The sequence below is a fragment of the Sporosarcina sp. Y838 genome, from assembly GCF_056786515.1.
On the sequence record NZ_JBXCJD010000007.1, the window covers coordinates 66,556 to 83,214 of the forward strand.

At 39.6% G+C, this 16,659-nt stretch carries 26 protein-coding genes; 25 read left to right on the plus strand and 1 reads right to left on the minus strand.

From position 1 onward, the window contains the following. Positions 1-19 precede the first annotated feature (19 nt). From AC1TO4_RS11620 to AC1TO4_RS11650, 7 genes are all read left to right on the plus strand, one after another. Positions 20-277, plus strand: coding sequence for a hypothetical protein (locus AC1TO4_RS11620; protein ID WP_482105450.1), 258 nt, complete (start codon positions 20-22; stop codon positions 275-277). Positions 278-298: 21 nt separating this feature from the next. Then, positions 299-463 (plus strand): hypothetical protein, encoded by a 165-nt coding sequence (locus AC1TO4_RS11625; RefSeq protein WP_482105451.1) that lies wholly within the window; start codon positions 299-301, stop codon positions 461-463. Next, positions 460-852, plus strand: a complete 393-nt coding sequence (locus AC1TO4_RS11630) for a replication terminator protein (RefSeq protein ID WP_482105452.1) — start codon at positions 460-462, stop codon at positions 850-852. The genes AC1TO4_RS11625 and AC1TO4_RS11630 overlap by 4 nt, the downstream gene beginning before the upstream one ends. A gap of 30 nt (positions 853-882) precedes the next feature. Further along, positions 883-1,593 (plus strand): hypothetical protein, encoded by a 711-nt coding sequence (locus AC1TO4_RS11635; protein ID WP_482105453.1) that lies wholly within the window; start codon positions 883-885, stop codon positions 1,591-1,593. 51 nt (positions 1,594-1,644) lie between these two features. After that, complete coding sequence (locus AC1TO4_RS11640; RefSeq protein ID WP_482105454.1) at positions 1,645-2,157, plus strand: Holliday junction resolvase RecU; 513 nt, start codon at positions 1,645-1,647, stop codon at positions 2,155-2,157. 12 nt (positions 2,158-2,169) lie between these two features. After that, entirely contained in the window at positions 2,170-2,298 is a 129-nt protein-coding gene (locus tag AC1TO4_RS11645; RefSeq protein WP_482105455.1) for a hypothetical protein, read from the plus strand. A gap of 400 nt (positions 2,299-2,698) precedes the next feature. Then, a complete protein-coding gene (locus AC1TO4_RS11650; RefSeq protein ID WP_482105456.1) occupies positions 2,699-2,857 on the plus strand; it encodes a hypothetical protein in 159 nt (52 codons plus the stop codon). A 45-nt stretch (positions 2,858-2,902) separates the two neighbouring features. Here AC1TO4_RS11650 and AC1TO4_RS11655 read toward each other — a convergent pair whose 3' ends face one another. After that, positions 2,903-3,118, minus strand: coding sequence for a hypothetical protein (locus tag AC1TO4_RS11655; protein ID WP_482105457.1), 216 nt, complete (start codon positions 3,116-3,118; stop codon positions 2,903-2,905). Between the two features lie 94 nt (positions 3,119-3,212). On the opposite strand from AC1TO4_RS11655, the gene AC1TO4_RS11660 reads away from it, so the two are divergent. From AC1TO4_RS11660 to AC1TO4_RS11745, 18 genes are all read left to right on the plus strand, one after another. Further along, entirely contained in the window at positions 3,213-3,377 is a 165-nt protein-coding gene (locus tag AC1TO4_RS11660) for a DUF6877 family protein (RefSeq protein WP_482105458.1), read from the plus strand. A 14-nt stretch (positions 3,378-3,391) separates the two neighbouring features. Further along, entirely contained in the window at positions 3,392-3,607 is a 216-nt protein-coding gene (locus AC1TO4_RS11665) for a helix-turn-helix domain containing protein (RefSeq protein ID WP_482105459.1), read from the plus strand. A gap of 59 nt (positions 3,608-3,666) precedes the next feature. Next, on the plus strand, positions 3,667-3,864 hold the full coding sequence (locus AC1TO4_RS11670) for an XtrA/YqaO family protein (protein WP_482105460.1): 198 nt from the start codon (positions 3,667-3,669) through the stop codon (positions 3,862-3,864). After that, positions 3,861-4,730, plus strand: a complete 870-nt coding sequence (locus tag AC1TO4_RS11675; protein ID WP_482105461.1) for a DNA-processing protein DprA — start codon at positions 3,861-3,863, stop codon at positions 4,728-4,730. The genes AC1TO4_RS11670 and AC1TO4_RS11675 overlap by 4 nt, the downstream gene beginning before the upstream one ends. A gap of 2 nt (positions 4,731-4,732) precedes the next feature. Continuing rightward, entirely contained in the window at positions 4,733-5,854 is a 1,122-nt protein-coding gene (locus AC1TO4_RS11680) for a phosphoribosyltransferase (RefSeq protein WP_482105462.1), read from the plus strand. A gap of 132 nt (positions 5,855-5,986) precedes the next feature. Beyond that, on the plus strand, positions 5,987-6,505 hold the full coding sequence (locus AC1TO4_RS11685) for a sigma factor-like helix-turn-helix DNA-binding protein (protein ID WP_482105463.1): 519 nt from the start codon (positions 5,987-5,989) through the stop codon (positions 6,503-6,505). 156 nt (positions 6,506-6,661) lie between these two features. Further along, a complete protein-coding gene (locus tag AC1TO4_RS11690) occupies positions 6,662-7,099 on the plus strand; it encodes a hypothetical protein (protein ID WP_482105464.1) in 438 nt (145 codons plus the stop codon). 72 nt (positions 7,100-7,171) lie between these two features. Beyond that, positions 7,172-8,002 (plus strand): terminase small subunit, encoded by an 831-nt coding sequence (locus AC1TO4_RS11695; RefSeq protein WP_482105465.1) that lies wholly within the window; start codon positions 7,172-7,174, stop codon positions 8,000-8,002. After that, on the plus strand, positions 7,999-9,303 hold the full coding sequence (locus tag AC1TO4_RS11700) for a PBSX family phage terminase large subunit (protein ID WP_482105466.1): 1,305 nt from the start codon (positions 7,999-8,001) through the stop codon (positions 9,301-9,303). Before AC1TO4_RS11695 ends, AC1TO4_RS11700 begins: the two co-directional genes overlap by 4 nt. 2 nt (positions 9,304-9,305) lie before the next feature. Beyond that, positions 9,306-10,826 (plus strand): phage portal protein, encoded by a 1,521-nt coding sequence (locus AC1TO4_RS11705; RefSeq protein WP_482105467.1) that lies wholly within the window; start codon positions 9,306-9,308, stop codon positions 10,824-10,826. Continuing rightward, positions 10,823-11,725 carry a phage minor head protein gene (locus AC1TO4_RS11710; RefSeq protein ID WP_482105468.1) on the plus strand — a complete coding sequence of 301 codons (903 nt, stop codon included), beginning with the start codon at positions 10,823-10,825 and terminating at the stop codon, positions 11,723-11,725. Before AC1TO4_RS11705 ends, AC1TO4_RS11710 begins: the two co-directional genes overlap by 4 nt. 58 nt (positions 11,726-11,783) lie before the next feature. Further along, positions 11,784-13,061 (plus strand): hypothetical protein, encoded by a 1,278-nt coding sequence (locus AC1TO4_RS11715; protein ID WP_482105469.1) that lies wholly within the window; start codon positions 11,784-11,786, stop codon positions 13,059-13,061. A 121-nt stretch (positions 13,062-13,182) separates the two neighbouring features. After that, the gene (locus AC1TO4_RS11720) at positions 13,183-14,298 is read left to right on the plus strand and encodes an XkdF-like putative serine protease domain-containing protein (RefSeq protein WP_482105470.1); all 1,116 of its coding nucleotides are present in this window, start codon (positions 13,183-13,185) and stop codon (positions 14,296-14,298) included. Positions 14,299-14,314: 16 nt separating this feature from the next. Continuing rightward, positions 14,315-15,235, plus strand: coding sequence for a phage major capsid protein (locus AC1TO4_RS11725; protein WP_482105471.1), 921 nt, complete (start codon positions 14,315-14,317; stop codon positions 15,233-15,235). Between the two features lie 14 nt (positions 15,236-15,249). Then, positions 15,250-15,423 carry a hypothetical protein gene (locus AC1TO4_RS11730; protein ID WP_482105472.1) on the plus strand — a complete coding sequence of 58 codons (174 nt, stop codon included), beginning with the start codon at positions 15,250-15,252 and terminating at the stop codon, positions 15,421-15,423. Between the two features lie 6 nt (positions 15,424-15,429). Next, complete coding sequence (yqbG, locus tag AC1TO4_RS11735) at positions 15,430-15,816, plus strand: protein YqbG (protein ID WP_482105473.1); 387 nt, start codon at positions 15,430-15,432, stop codon at positions 15,814-15,816. Continuing rightward, positions 15,813-16,157, plus strand: coding sequence for a DUF3599 family protein (locus tag AC1TO4_RS11740; RefSeq protein ID WP_482105474.1), 345 nt, complete (start codon positions 15,813-15,815; stop codon positions 16,155-16,157). Before yqbG ends, AC1TO4_RS11740 begins: the two co-directional genes overlap by 4 nt. Beyond that, positions 16,154-16,654 (plus strand): HK97 gp10 family phage protein, encoded by a 501-nt coding sequence (locus AC1TO4_RS11745; protein WP_482105475.1) that lies wholly within the window; start codon positions 16,154-16,156, stop codon positions 16,652-16,654. Before AC1TO4_RS11740 ends, AC1TO4_RS11745 begins: the two co-directional genes overlap by 4 nt. The last annotated feature ends 5 nt before the right edge of the window (positions 16,655-16,659 follow it).

The following is a 16,659-nucleotide window of genomic DNA, read 5'->3' on the forward strand; positions in this document are numbered from 1 at the left end:
CTTGGAAAGGGTGAGTACTGTGAATCACGAATGGAAATGGCAGCAGGAAAACGCAAAGTTACGATTGGAAAATCAAGAGTTGCAGAAAACGCTCAGTTTTTACGCTGACAAAAACAATTACAAATACAAACTCGGTGAATTCAGAGGTGTACGAAGGATTGTGAAAATCGAAATGGACGGCGGCGAAACAGCTAGGAAAACATTGGAGGGATTACGTAGTGGAAACAGTAACGACAACGACAATCATGAGAAAAGTGAACTCGGATGTGCTAATTGAACGTGAACGACAAAATGAAAAGTGGGGCTTGCAACGTCACGATGCCAGGCCATTCAACAGGGCAGCATTGCTAGTAAAGATTCGGATGCGGATGATTTATATACGGAATTGATCCATGTTGCAGCGGTAGCATCCGCAATCGCGGAGCAAGTGAAGGAAAAAACGGAAGGTGGAGAAATAATATGAAAAAAGTAGTGAATTTATCGACATTCGCAAATGGAGCAATCGAGGAACGGTTCGATATCGCTTTGCGTGAAATCCTTGAAAACATAGCGGACCCGAACACAGACCCTAAGAAAGCACGCAAGATTACGCTGACAGTGACGCTAAAAGGAAATGAAAACCGAAGTCTAGCAGGTGTATCTGTTCAAGCTAAATCAACGATAGTGCCTGCTAACGCAATCGAAACTTCGATTCTCATTGATTACGACACGAACGGTAAAGTTACAGGTGCCGAATTGAAAAGTGGGATTCCAGGACAAATATTTCTCGATGAAGATGGAGAAGTTAAAGATGATCGCGGTCAACAAATCAACGATAAATCCGGGAATTCTAAAGTTGTTAACTTTAAATAAAAAAACCAAAAACAGAAAAGAGGAAACTATATGTTAAAAGAATTTACTCAGTACCTACTTGGATTGAAACGCCCTGAACTTGTGGAAGCAAACGGGAAAACTTACTCAACTATTAATCTCACGGAACTCGATAAGGAGCAACCTGTCGAGCCCATCAGCATACGCAGTCTTTCCGGTTTAGTAGATTATGTGAGATCAAACTTTGACCACGAACGCCCGGTAATGATTCATGTGGAATCTCCGACGAGCGTTAGTGTGTTCGATGCACTAAATGACGTGAACGACCGTCGTACTTATGTAAGGGCAAAAGCGTTGCTTCCAGATGTCACATTCGAGCGTTATATGTCTCGTGAAAGTTTCAACGTTATGCTGCAAGCGTGCTTTGTAAGTAACGTCGATAAAGAACGTGTTTTGAAAGTAATTAGTTCCATCATGGAGGAAAATTCAGTGACACAGAGTGATGACGGTATAACGCAACGTGTCACGGCGAAAACGGGTATTGCAACCGTCGGAGTTGAAAGTGTGCCTAATCCAGTGGAATTAAAACCATTCAGAACGTTTGTCGAGGTAGCACAACCCGAATCTGAATTCATTCTGAGATTAAAAGAGGGTGCGCAAGTCGGTTTGTTTGAAGCGGATGGCGGGGCTTGGGAGCTCAATGCAATGGCTAACATCGCGGAATATCTTGAAACGAATCTTGCTTCGGAAATTAAAGATAAAAAAGTACACATTATTGATTAACAGGTGGGGGCTAGTCCCCCTCTGTTTCTTTAACAGGAAGAAGGTGGCCCGATGAGGAAAGCATACAGTTCTTCTTATGCGAACCGTGGTGCAGTTCTTGAGAGATTGGTAGACATGACGAATCAACAGTATCGCAATAAGGGCGTTGCGGACATTCGTAAAATCCCGACGCCCGTGCAAATACAAAGTAACGTTCGGGGGAAAGTCACTGGGTACACACAAAAGCCGGAGTGGGTTGATTACTCAGGTGTTAGCGACGGTAGGGCGATTGTATTTGATGCTAAGGAAACATCTATACGGACAAGTTTTCCGCTAGGCAACATTTCGGAGCATCAATATGAATTGCTTAAATCATGGCATCAAAAAGGCGCACAGTCATTCCTGCTCGTTTCATTTACGAAGTTAGACGAAGTATATCTGTTGCCGTTCAAGATCCTTCAAATCTACTGGGAGGATGCTAGAGACGGTGGCAGGAAGTCAATTCCTCATGTTGCTTTTGAAATTGAGTGTGACTTGGTCAAATCAGGGAACGGGTACGTGCTGCATTATCTTAAATCACTTTAAGGGGATGAAGGTATGAATCAACAACCATGGCAGTTACTGACACGCTTAGAAGGTATTCAACGTGCTTGGGTGTTTGACCAATTTGGGGGAAAAGAGCTGAAACGAATGTTGAAGGCAGGTTGGAAGGTGGTTCCAAAATGACGTTAATCACGTTTTCGGAAGGGATTGTCGTAGTTGTTATTGCTGTGACATTAATGGTGACAGGCTATGCGTATGGGCGATTGAGTAAGTGACTTTTTATGTATGTTTATATTCCATATTATGATTTAATTCCTAGTCCGAACCATACCTATCGGCGGGGTTCTTCTTGTTGCTAGACGTTTTGAAAATCACGTAGAAAATCAACAACCAAACAACTCTTTGAAAATGGCTAGAGCTATTCTGAAAATGGTTTCTTCCATGGTGTATCACCTCCCTCCCTGAAAAAGAAGGGTCACCTGTAATATGCCTGAAAAATCGTATTTTATTCAGCTGATTAGTGATAATCGAATTGTCTTATTGGTAATACACAGTAGACACATAAAGAGTAGGAGTGAAAAATTTGAAAAAGCATTTATTCAGTATAGCGATTACTTTTGCGGCAGGCGTTAAGTTCGAGGAAATTGTTGAATTACCAAGTGATTACACGGAAGAAGACGAGGAGGAAGAATTCAAAGAATGGGTTTGGAATCAGATTGACGCCTACAAAACCGAGCTTTAAAAGTACACAGTACGAAAATAAGGCGCAAGAGCCGGGAATCCCTGCTCAGTCGTCCAACCACTTGCTGTCCTTGAGAACCGACGGAACGATTCCAAAATGCAAACGAATAGATCGAATCCTGCCTGCTTCTTTTTGATACCTCAAATTGTTGCGTAACCTGCTCGCCACGAGACTTGGTTTACAACCTAAAATTTCAGCAACTTGTTTCACGGGGTATTTTTCTTCGTGGTACAGGCGCTTCATATCTTTTGTGGAATACATGGTATTACCCCCTTTGCTGAATAATCTACCAGACATATTTCTGGGTGTGAAGGAGCAAGTAAAAAAGTGGCGAGCAACTAGAGGAGTGAACAAAATGAATCCAATAAATGAAATAGCAAAGATAGCAGAACATATACCACTTGAAGCATTGCAGGACATTCATGCGCGCATTACAGATTGGTTGGCTGATGGCGGTAATCATGATGATCCGTATGTTTGGCAGCAATTGCAGTATGCGAAGAGATTTGTGAAGGAGTGAATGGAGGTAGGGGTATGTATTATCTTTTTGATGACGAGCGAATCAATTTAAATCCGATATTTAAGGAACGGGAATTGGACAAGTTCTATGCGATGTGGGAGGACGGGGCAAGTCTTTCTAACATTGCTAGAAAGTTAGGTCGCAAGAATTTGGACATTGCATTACTAATCATTGATCGCGCAGAAGCAGGGGTTATTAAAAGTAGAGGGACGGGTATTTTCGGGCAATAAAAAAAGACAGGACTTCTCCCGTCGTAGCTGACTTAATATTATCACAAGGAGGGGTCCTGGTGAACAAAGACATTACTTTTAATACAGATGCATTATTGTTGGGAATTGGTATAATGGAGCTACCAATGAACTGTGTGGTAGTAATTTCAGAGGGTGTTGCGAAAGTGAGAGAACTACCTGAACACGGTGAATATCGGATTGTGACGCATTCCGGGAAGGTGAAGCGGATGCGAAGGGAAGAAGGTGAGGAGTTTTGAGTAATAATACTAGAAATTCTCTTTTGTTACTAAAACAATTCGGCTTTACAGATAAAACTTTAGAAACCATTTATAAAAATGAAGAATTAATAATAGAGATAATTTACGGTAAGAGTCATCCATTTCATAATAAGTACTATGATATTTATTCGGAAAAAGAGAGAAAGTTGTCTTTGGATATAAATTTATTAATAAAATTCATGGATAAATTCACAACGAAAATGAATGAATATAAAAGGAAAGGTATTAAAATATTATACAAATATGATGACGACTACCCTAATTATTTATTTCCACTAGGTAAAGAACCGTTATTTTTATATTGTCACGGAAATTTGGCTCTCTTACAAGAAAATCAAGAAAAAGTCGCGGTTATTGGTACGAGGAATTCAACTGAATACGCTGAAGAAAAAACAAGGGTATTTGTGAAGGAATATGTAGAGTCTGGCTGGGTAACGATTAGTGGTTTGGCAAAAGGGATTGATACTATTGTTCACGAGGAAACAATCAAGAGTTCAGGGATGACGGTAGCTGTTTTGCCTTCTTCTTTTGATAAGATTTATCCGGCAGAGAATGAAGGGTTGTTCAACCAGATAATAAAAAATAATGGACTAGCTTTAACTACTATCGGACCTTTTGAAAACACATATAAATCTAGTTTTTTAGACAGAAATACAATTGTAGCAAAAATGAGCGATGAAATTGTAATTATCGAAGCGAAAATAAAAAGTGGGACACTCAATACAGTGCGGCAAGGATTTAATTTTAAGAAGAAAATTTATTATGACGAATCTTTGCTAGATAAAGAAGTTGTGAATTATATCCAAAAATTTAATGCAGTTGAGTTTAATAAAAGGGAGGGTTAAAAATGGCATTTAATATTCTAATATCAAGAAATGTTTTCTTTGATAAATCTGATGAAATACGGGATGAAATATATGAACTAATTGATTCTGTCAAAAATCTTGATATCAATTTAGTTCTTATAACAAGAACTAAATTGAAGTATGAAAAAATTATAGATGAAGTATTACCAGAAGGTCACGGAATAAGATATGGGAATAGGGCCGTCCTTTCGAAGAAATTCACTAATAATAACAAAGGTCTGCTAATATTGGGGGCTGTAAAAGAAGATGTTTGGATTGCGGCAAATAATAAAATATTATTAATTAATCCTCAGTGGGTAAATAGCGTAGATAAAGAAATCGAGACTTATGGATTTAAGTTGAAGAGTCACACCCAAGTAATACAATGTATTGATATATTAAATATAAAGACACAACTTTTTTATGATTTTCCCATTGATGAAAACACAAGGTTAATAGCGGTATCGAACGCTAACAAATATTATACAGTTAAAAAAGAGGAGGAAATGATTCACAAATATAGAGGTGTTTTAAAGCATGGAGCGGAGAATTATAAGTACGCTGTTTATTTTCATTATCTAACGATGATCATCGGGTCGGAATACTTTAATGATGTAGATTATTGGATGACAGTGCCTTCTTCAACGGGGGCGAATGACAACAACATATATGAGATTGCAAGACAGACTAGATATCTAGTGAAAAACAACAAACGGGACGAATTATTCATCCGACATAGCCGATCTAAAAAATCTACGAGTATGTCACGTGACGAAAGGGTTAAAATCGGATGTAAAAGACATTTTGATTCCATAACTTTGAATCCGAAGTATATAGGAAAGCTGAGAGGGAAAAAAGTATGTGTTTTAGATGATTATGTTACAAACGGAACATCTTTTGAGACTGTTAGAAACATTTTAAAGCATGAAGGAGTAAGTGAAATTGTACTAATTGCAATTGGGACTTTTAAACAACCTTATCGCAAAGAAGACTATGAATTATCCGGCGATTTATATCAACCAGGTTATGGCTATTCTTTAGTAGGAAGTGAGATTTTATACGGAAGTGCAAACAATAAATCTCTCGAGGTAATAGAGAGAATACATGACATTATAAAGGATTAAGTCGTCCCCCTGGCCAACCAGAGGACATTGAAGCAGCATTTCGCTGTTTTGATGTCCTCTTTTTTGTTGCCTTTTAATGATTACAACTTTTGTACCTAGATATCAAGAATTTCACAACCAGGAGGGGATTTCATGTTGAGTTGGGTGGATAAAATGGTTCCGGAGTATATCGAGGGCAGGCAGGATTTGAGGAAGCGTGCGGATCAAGTTGACAGAGAAAACCCTATTGAGATGAATGATTTGAAACAGCTCAACAGCATGATTGAAAGTATGACATATTCACTCGAATGGATGACTACTGGACGGCAACCAGGAACTTTTCGAGGGGTCGATGAAAAGGCAGTTTATCAGAGGCGTTCATATGAAAATATTGATTTGATTCCGGATATTGCGGAGCAACTTGAAGAAGAAAGCATTAATAAAAAGCATCTGTTTATGACTCGGGAAGAAAAGGTTATTTTAGCGGATATTCTTTCTTCTTTTTCCTTGAGAGAGAGGCAGTGTTATATTCTCCACATCGGACAAAAAAAGAGTATGTCAGAAATTGCATACGAGCTAGGAGTTAGTAAAAGCATGGTCCAACAATCCATACGCAGAGCCAAAAATAAGATTGAAGAAAGAATGGATAAAAAAACTATGATATACGCTTGATATACGAAGTCTGCATATATGAGGGGGAGAATTAAAGAGGGGGTGCGTGCGAGCGACATGACCCCTCTTACCAGCCCCATACATACGTGTGATATTTATGAGATTTAGAGGATTTACACCTTTCTTGGCGAATAATGTCAATGGGAGGTGAAAAATATGAAATTTGAAGATTACTTAAATTCTATGATTGGATTTGACAGATATAAAGGATCTTATTTAAGGGAATTTATTAGTGATTTAAAAGATGATCACAAAGTAGAAGTTAATGATGAGAACTCCGTGTTTTATGCCAAAGGTTTTTATGCTGAAGAGTTAACTGATAAACTTTACTACATTGGAAAAGAGAAAATCAAGATTGTTAAATTAAACAAAGATGAAGATGGTAAACTTGAATGCGTGACAATAGTAAATAAGAAAACATCCAGCATTATGGATGTGGAATTGACGTTAGGTAAAGACAAAGAAGTTGAAATTCAAATCAAATTTAAAGATGGTGCTGATATAGTGTTTCATAACAAAAAAGATTCAAATGGAAAGAATACTAGTAATGCAGGAGAACAAATCAAAGCGATTTACAGTCTATTAACAGAATAAAAATTATTTAAGAGCATCCTTCGGGTTGCTTTTTCTATTCCTGAAAATAAAGGAGGCGGACGGTGATGTGATGTGCCTAATTGGGAAGAGATACAGAAAGAGTGGGAAACAACAAAAATAACCCTTGCTGCATTATCTGAAAAGCATGATGTGAAACTTGGAACTTTGAAGAGTAGGAAAAGTCGCGAAGCTTGGGTAAGAGGTCCATCTAATAAAGATGCAACTAAAAAGAAAAAGGATGCAACCATTTCGAAAAGGATGCAACCGAAAGAAGTCTTTGTAGAGTCGGATGATTTAACCGATAAGCAGAGGCTTTTTTGTATTTACTACATTAAGAGCTTTAACCAGACAATGGCAGCAATCAAGGCAGGATACAGCAGGAACAGTGCTCATGTAGAAGGTAGCAGGTTGATAAGAATTCCTAAGGTTGCTGCAGAAATCAGACGACTCAAAGGTGAAATGCAACAGGGTATCTTCATTGATGCGATGGACGTGTTGAATAAATACATTCAGATTGCCTTTGCTGATATCACAGACTTCGTGGAATTCGGAAGCATAGAGAAGTCTGAAAGAAATCCAGAAACAGGCGCAATAATGCTCGATGACAACTTCAATCCAATCACCTACAAACAAGGATTCGTTGACTTTAAAGAATCTGACGTAGTAGATGGTGGAATCATATCAGAAGTGAAGCTTGGCCGTGATGGCGTGGTCGTTAAATTGGCAGACAGAATGAAAGCGATGGAGTTCCTAACCAAACACTTCGATATGGTGCCGGACCACTTCAAGCGTCGTATTGAAGAAGAGAAATTGAAGTTGGCTCAACAGAAGGCGAATCAGGGCGATGATGATAATCCAATCGAAATCCTAATCAGACGTAAAGAAAAAGGTGAGGATTCATGATTGTAAAAGAGGTCTCCCCTCACTTTGAAGACTTTCTGTTTGATTGGGACCAATACTTTCAATTCCTTGTTGGTGGTTATGGTAGTGGTAAAAGCTATCATGTTGCACTCAAAATCATCCTAAAGCTTATTGAGGAGAAACGGACAGCGCTCGTCGTTCGTGAAGTCTATGATACGCACAGGGACTCAACGTTTTCGTTGTTCGAGGAAATCATAGCCGATATGGAACTAGACCATAAGATTAAATGCGTCAGTTCCCCAATGCAGATTCGGTTTCCTAACGGCAGCAAGATCATTTTCAAAGGGATGGATAAACCAGCCAAGCTAAAGTCTATTAATAATGTTTCTATTGTTTGGATTGAGGAAGGCAGTGAGGTTAAGTATTCAGGCTTCAAGGAATTAATCGGACGATTGCGGCATCCTACTCTAGACTTGCACATGATTGTTTCTACAAACCCTGTAGCCGAGGATAACTGGACGTTCACCCATTTCTTTATCGATGAACAGAACAATAAGCACGTCTTGGATGACAGTGAATTATATGAACAGCGTACAGTTGTGGTTAATAACACTCTTTACCATCATTCAATGGCGGACGACAACGTATTCCTCCCACAAAGTTACATCGACCAACTGGAAGACATGAAGAACTACGACCCAGACCTTTACCGTGTTGCTCGGAAAGGTCAATTTGGCGTTAGTGGAACTAAGGTGCTCCCTCAATTCGAAGAGGTGGCGCACGATGATGTGATGACTGCAATCGCGGCAATCAACAAGCCAATGAACAGAGTCGGTATGGACTTTGGTTTCTCTGATTCATTCAATGCCGTGTTAAGGATGGTTGTTGATCTTGAAAAACAATATCTCTATATCTATTGGGAGTATTATAAAAACGGAAAGACTGATGATGCAACAGTAGAAGACTTGAAAGAATTTAAGGAAAGCGGCGAGAAGATTATTGCTGACTCTGCTGAACCGAAAACAATTCAGTATTTTAGGCAGCAAGGATTTAATATGTTCGGTGCTGTGAAATACGGCGGCTCCCGTCTGGCGAACACGAAGAAAATGAAGAGATTCAAAAAAATCATCTGTTCCGACGCATGTGAAAACACAGTTCGTGAATGGAAGAACCTCACTTATAAGATGAATAAATTAGACAAAATCATTCCAGATGAGTTCAAAATTGACCCACATACATTTTCCGCAGGATGGTATGGCCTTGACGGCTACGAAGTCGCGGACCTCAAAGAAGTAGCGCAAGGGCGTACTAAAACAGAACGACCAAAAGGAAGGAGGAGATGACTTTGGCGGAACAAACAGTGAGAGCAAGGGTCATAAAGGCGTCAGTGTCTCCTACGACCAACCAAATCTATAATGATGACTTTGCTAACACGTATGGCGATATTCTTGAACCCCCGTACAATTTGAAAGAGTTAAAGCTAATTGCTGAATACTCATCTATCTTGCAACAATGCGTGGATGCTTACAAAACGAATATCGTTGGGTTTGGTGTAGAAGCTGAACATAAGATGGACGTAAATTCAGATGAAATTGCTAATGAGGTAAAAACTAAAGCTGAAACTGAATGGACCCGTTTAGATGAATTCATTCGTTATCTCAATTTAGATGAGTCTCCCGAGATTGTCCTTGGCTATGTCATCGATGACAAAGAGAAAACAGGGAACGGTTACTTGGAGATTCTGAGGGACGGCAAGAATGACCCCGTGGGCATTGAATACGTTGATTCTCAAAACATGAGGGTGTGTAAAAAGACAGTCCCAGAAGAAGTCGAATACACCATCTATGAAAATGGTATCGAAAAGAAAGTGAAGCGGTGGAAACGATTCAGGAAGTACGTTCAACTCGTTGATGAAAAGAAAGTATTCTTCAAAGAGTATGGCGATCCCCGAATTATGAATCTTGCTACTGGGAAGTTTGATGAGAACGTACCTGAACATTTGGCAGCAACCGAAATATTTCATTTCAAGATTGGTTCTGAGACATACGGGAAGCCTCGGTGGATTGGGAATCTTATCAGTTTATATGGCGCTCGTAAAGCTGAAGAATTGAATCTTATGTATTTCAAGAATGGAAGACATATCCCTGCTGCTATCACAGTAAGTAACGGCAAGTTGGATGATACGTCATACGAAGCATTACAAGGATATATGAACGACCTGCAAGGCACTGACAATGCTCATAAATTTCTGTTGCTAGAAGCGATGGGTACTGTCGAGGAAAAGATGATTAACGGTGATGAAAAGGTTACTCCTGTAAAGGTTGAAATCAAATCGTTAGCTGAAGTGCTGCAGCAAGATGCATTGTTCCTTGAATACGATGAAAATACAAGAAAGAAAATCCGTTCATCTTTCCGATTGCCACCACTTTATACAGGAGAGGCGCAAGAATTTAGTAGAGCCACGGCTGATACTGCCCGCAAAGTGACAGAAGAACAGGTATTTCAACCTGAGAGAAAGACATTGGCCCGTACATTGAATGCATTGTTCTTGGAGCCATTGGGCTTTAAGTTCGTCAAACTGTCCATAAAGGGTGCTGACTTTCATGATCCAGTGGAGATATCGAAGGTTCTTGCACCGTTTATTCAAGCGGGGGCTGTTGCTCCTAATGATTTACGTGGACTATTGGGACAAGTTCTCGGTAAGAGAATTGAGCCATTCGGTGATGAATACAACGTTCCGATTCAAATGCTAATGCAAAATCAAACTGCTACATTGGGTGGATTTCAAGTCGCGAAATCGGATGATCAAGCTGAGCTTATAAATCTTTTAAAGGACCTCAGAGATGTATTGGAGATGCAGTCATGAATAAGGTTGAGAGACTCCTTAAGAATATCAATCTGCTAATCCAAAAAGCAGAAGATAGCGAAGAATCCTTTATAGATGATCTTCCTGACGCTCCTGAGTTAGAAGAAATACCTGGTCTGGTCGAAGGGTTCGAAAAAATGACTGCAAAACTACTCAGGCAACAACGTAAGCTGTTCCTTGATGAACTTAAAGCATTCGTATCAAAGGATGATAACGAGACGCTAGGCTCAATGCTGAACTACTTTCAGAATGATATATTTGCGGCGGATGAGTTTGCTATTCTCTTTGGGGCTGAGGCGGCAGTATTCTTAACGAACACGACTGAAAGCCTGTCGAAGATTATCATGGAGTCGATTGACAAAGATGTTGCGTTCAATGTCCTTTCAAAGCGTACAACTGACTGGATCGAATCATGGTCCGAAGAATTAGCAGAAATCATGAAGTTGAATACGCATAAGGCGATTGAAACCCAGTTGATTGAAGCTATTAATGCAGGTGAGTCTATCGCTCAGGTTGAATTAAGACTGAAAGATATGCCGGAATTTGATAGGAAGCGTGCTAGGGCTACGGCAAGAACTGAAGTACTTACTGCATCGAGTCGAGCCAACTTTGAGTCATTCTCCCAGAGTCCTGCGGTTGTCGGCAAGAAGTGGAAACATAGCGGCTTCGCAAAGACTAGTCCAAGAATGACGCACGTTGCAATGGATGGTGTTGAAGTTGGGGTGGATGAATACTTCGACGTTGATGGAGAAGAGGGGTTATATCCTCGCGATACATCTTTTTCGGCGTTCAACAGAGTTAATTGCGGTTGTACAATTGGGCCTGTTGTCGATGAGAAGATAATTGGGTTGTCGCAAGAAGAAAAGGAAGCGATACGGCAGGAAGTTTTGAAGGGATAAAATAAATAAAACTATGAATATTTAATCTGGTACACTAATCACCATAAAGATAGAAGGTATGGTGATTAATTTGAGATTACAATTTCATGATTGGATTGAAAGTCAAGGTGTTGATTCGGAAGCGAAAGAACTTTTCTTAGAAAGTATCGAGTGCTACAAAGCGAATGCTTATAGGGCCTCGTTGTTGTTTTCCTATTTAGGTTTACAAACCGAAATAAAAAAACGTGTTCAGGCATCAAAAACTCCTTCTGGGTATGCCGAACAAGAATGGCTAAAAAGACAAAAAGATTTAAATAAAGATGACAGTTGGGATGTTAGCGTTTTCGAACTGACGAAAATTAAAGCTGCTGATAAAAGCGTATTTAATCTAACTGAAGATACAATTGACCAATATGTTTATTGGAAAAATCGTAGGAACGATTGTGCACACGCTAAAGGAAATTTGATAAGTTATTCCCACGTTGAAAGTTTTTGGTTATATTTACAATCTAACATGCAAAAATTTGTAGTAAATGGTGGAGCGGCCTATCTTGTAGAGCAAATTAAGGATCACTTTAATCCCATGATAACTCCGCCGGGAGCTGATATTGTTCCCATAGTACAAAGTATAGTATCCGCAATTGAATTGGAAGAATTCCGTGGCTTGCTAGAAAAACTGCTTAAATTAACTGAAGATGAAAAAAGAGTCAGACTAGGTTTTGCTATATCAGTTGAAACGATATCACTTTGGGAAGAGTTGTTTAAATTACCAGAAGATTATAATGAAATATTAATTAAATTCTTAGTAGACGATGAAAATAATTTGTTTCTAAGAAGTTTTTTAATATATAAGCCTGAGAGTATTAGATATTTTACAGGACAAGATCGATTTCTCAGGAAGCTTTGGAAAGGATTCTCACTCCCGCGGAGTTATTACACATTTATCGCAATGGTTAGAAATAATTTAATAACAGAGAATCAATTGAACGAGGCTTATGAACACATGTTTAATTCGGTAGATTCTGATGTGTTTGGTGATAGTATGTTTTTTGAAACTGTAAATGAACTGGACTCCATGCATTTAAAAGATAAAAAGTTTTTTGATTACTTTTATAAACGTGCTTTTAAGGATAAAGAAATAGCACATGATTTTAAATGGGGAAATAGAAATAAAGAGTTGGTTCTATATTATATCAAAAACTATGGGTTTGATAATGTAATTGCAGAAGCTGTAAAAAAAGCAGTTGAAACGAGTTATCCTCCAATACATTTAAGGTCTGAATTGGCATCATTTTTCAGAGGGAATCCCGACCAAGAGGAAATTTATAAAAGCATATGTGAAAGTGAAGGGTTTTGATTGAGGATATGAACAAAATATGAATATTAAAAAGCACAATCAATTATTGATTGTGCTTTTTAATTGCGGGTTTGTATGTAGGGTTCTAATAAAAATACATTTTGAAAGGGGGTGAAAATGAATGGCAAGAGAACTAGTCAACGCAAGCGTTACACACGTTTCGTACGTCGGTAAGGCAGCCAACAAAAAGCAATTCTTCCTCACTAAATCAGCTGATAAACCAACATTTCAAAAAGAAGTGAAGGTATTCGTCAATAAAGATGAAGCTGAACAGCAACTCGTATATGGGATTGTGTACTCACCTGGTAGCGCTGACGATGAATCGACGCATGATACTGATGGGGATTTCATGACTGCTGCTGAAATTGAAAAGGCGGCGCATGGATTTGTAAAAGATGCCCGTAACATTGATACCCAGCATGATTTTGAATCTGGTGTCGGTGAAGTAGTTGAATCCTACATTGCCCCTGCTGATTTCACGATTGGCGAAGAAGAAATCACCAAAGGTTCATGGGTTTTGGTTACAAAAGCGTCCGATGAAATTTGGGAAGCAATTCAAAAAGGCAATTACACTGGTTATTCTTTAGCTGGTACCGCTGAAACAATCGAAAAAGAACAAGATGAAAAGCCTGTTTCGAAGTCTGAATACGAAGACGACGAAGCGAAGGGCTTTTTTAATTTGGTGAAAAGCTTCTTCACGGGTAAAACGGATGTTGAAAAAGGCGTGGTTGCTGATAAGTACAACGAAAATCGCAGGCGCCGAGAGTTTTGGGCGATAAAGGATGCTTTGGACACTGCGATTTTTAATTGGGACAGTTATGACAGCAAAATGGAAACAGATCCAGTTAAAATCCGTGAAGCGCTTCAAGATTTTGTTGATATTGCGCAAGAAGTATTAATCGAAGAAGACATATTAAAAGCGGTGGGTAAGCCACCTGAGGGAGATGAAGACAGTATGAAAGCAGAAGACATTACAAAAGCCGTTACAGATGCACTAGCACCTATTGCAGAACGTCTTGATGCGGTTGAGAAAGAAATTAAAAAAGAAGCACCTGAACCAGAAGTGGTAGAGAAGGATGCAGTACTTGAGCAATTTAAAGATGTTTTAAAGGATGCTCTTGCTCCACTCGCTGAACGACTTGATTCGGTGGAAAAGGCTCGCGGTGTATCGAAACAAGCGGACGAAGAACCAGGTCAAACAGAAATTAAAAAACATTACTTAAATGGATTTATCTAAAAGGGGGAAATCAATAATGCCAACGAATCAACAGATTATGAAAACAATCACAACAGGTGATGTCACATCCGGTCTATTAGCACCGGAGCAAGCAAGTAAGTTTATTCAACAGACTTTTGAAAACACTGCACTAGGTGGATTAATCCGCACAGAAATGCGTACTGCTAAAACAGGTGAGATTGACAAAATCGGTATCGATTCTCGCATTCTTCGTGAAAAAACAGAGAATACGGATGATGGAAAACGTCAAAAACCTAAGTTCGCAGAAATTAAGTATTCAACAACTGCGGTACGTTTGCCTTGGGAAATTTCAGAAGAAACATTACGCGAAAATATTGAAGGTCAAGGATTCGAGGATATTGTATCGAAGCTTATGACGACTCAACTAGGTATCGACCTTGAAGATCTTTATTTGAACGGGAATGAAGCGACACCAGTAGAGGATGCAGATTATGACTTCCTCAAAATCAATGACGGATGGTTGAAACAGCTACAAACTGGTTCTCATATCGAAGACCGTGCAGCCAAAGAAGCTGGGGCGTTATCTCTTAATGTGTTTTATGATGCACTTGGTCAAATGCCCGACAAGTACAACAACGGCACGCTACGTTGGTTGATGGCTCCATCCATGAAGCAGAAGTGGGAGCATTATCTATTGAATGAGAACATCAAAAACGGTGGCGGGCTTTCTGAATCAATCATGAATGCGCCGGGTAGTATCCCATCTATCGCTGTTCCACGTATGCCGAAAGATCAAATCATGCTTGTTAATCCGAAAAACCTAGCTGTTGTTAACTCATACGGCGTTAAGATTCGTAAAACGGTTGAAGGGCAAGAGGCAATCATGCAGGACAAGCGTTTCTATGTTGTTCACCTTGATTTCGACCCAATCATCGAAGAAAAAGACGCGGCTGTCCTTATCAAAGGCCTTGTATAAGGAGGAGGTTTATTGTGTACAAATTGAAGTTGAAAAACACCTTATCTTATAGCGGAAAAGTATCTGCTGATGAAAAGAATCCCCTTGTTGAAGTGAAATCAAAGGGAGAGGCGGATGAAGTGGTTGCTACTGGTTACTTCGACATTGTTGAGGAACCAAAACAGGCAACCAAGAAAGAAAAGGAGTGATGGACAATGTCTATTACTCCTGCTGATTTAAAGGCGTATTCGGTCTTTGAAGATGTTGTTAATCGTGCTGATGAATTGTTGGAAAAGGATATTCTCGAAGCCGAAACTTACATTGGAAAGAAGATTAAAAACCCACTTAACGAATATGTGCCATTACCCCCTGCCTTGGAACTTGCGCTATTAAAGGTAGCTCAATATTTCGCACTGGTTAATGGAGATGAATCAATCGTTAAAGGCTATAAGTCGGAAAAGATGGGGGATTACTCGTATACCATGGCTGACGGCTCCTCCATGTCGATGCCGGACGTTTTGGATTTACTGGATGAATACATCGATAAGGATAAACCGAGCGGTAGTAATGGCGATGTGTTCCTAAGGATGCGAGCGCTATGAGTTACAAGAAACTATTAACCCATCGATGCGACATCTATAACCTGAAAGGTCGTATGACTGGTGGTGGTTTTGGTGTTCCTTCTAAAAAAGAGTTCTATTACGATGATGAACCGGATGTTTCTGATGTACGGTGTTACTTCACAGAGAAGAATCAATCTATCATCCAGTTGGACCCGAATAACACGATATTCCAATCGTTTCTTGTTCATTTCTTGCCTGCAGCCGACATAAAGACCAACTGCAAGGTTGTTTGGGATGGCGTCATTTACAAGATGCAGAAACCACGAAATATAAAGAATCATCATCAAGAAGTCACTGTCGTAAGGGATGATAATCTATGAAGTTTAGCATCGATGGGTTAGAGGCGTTTGCGAAAGCGTTGGATGATGCAACTAACGGTGAACTACAAGCTGAATACACCCTATGGCTTGAAGCGATGGGTATGGAATTTCTCGATTTAATACAGGACGAGATCATTAGTACTGGAACGGTTGATACCAGAAGGCTTTTAAACTCGTTTGGCAAAGGTGACGGTGATGGCGTATGGGAAATGCATGAAGGTGGTTTGTCTTTGTTAATCGGGACGAACGTGAATTATGCTTGGTACGTTAATGATGGTCATTGGACCAATCCAAAAGGTGTCGCTACTCGATGGGTGCCTGGTATTTGGAAGGGCGAGCGATTTGAATATACACCTGGAGCAGAAACTGGAATGATGCTCAAACAAAAGTGGGTCGAAGGCTCTCATTACTGGGATAACGCACTGGCCATCTTCGAAAAGATATTCTCAAAAAGTCTTGACCGTCGATTGCAAGAGTGGATTGACAGAACGTTCTAGGAGGT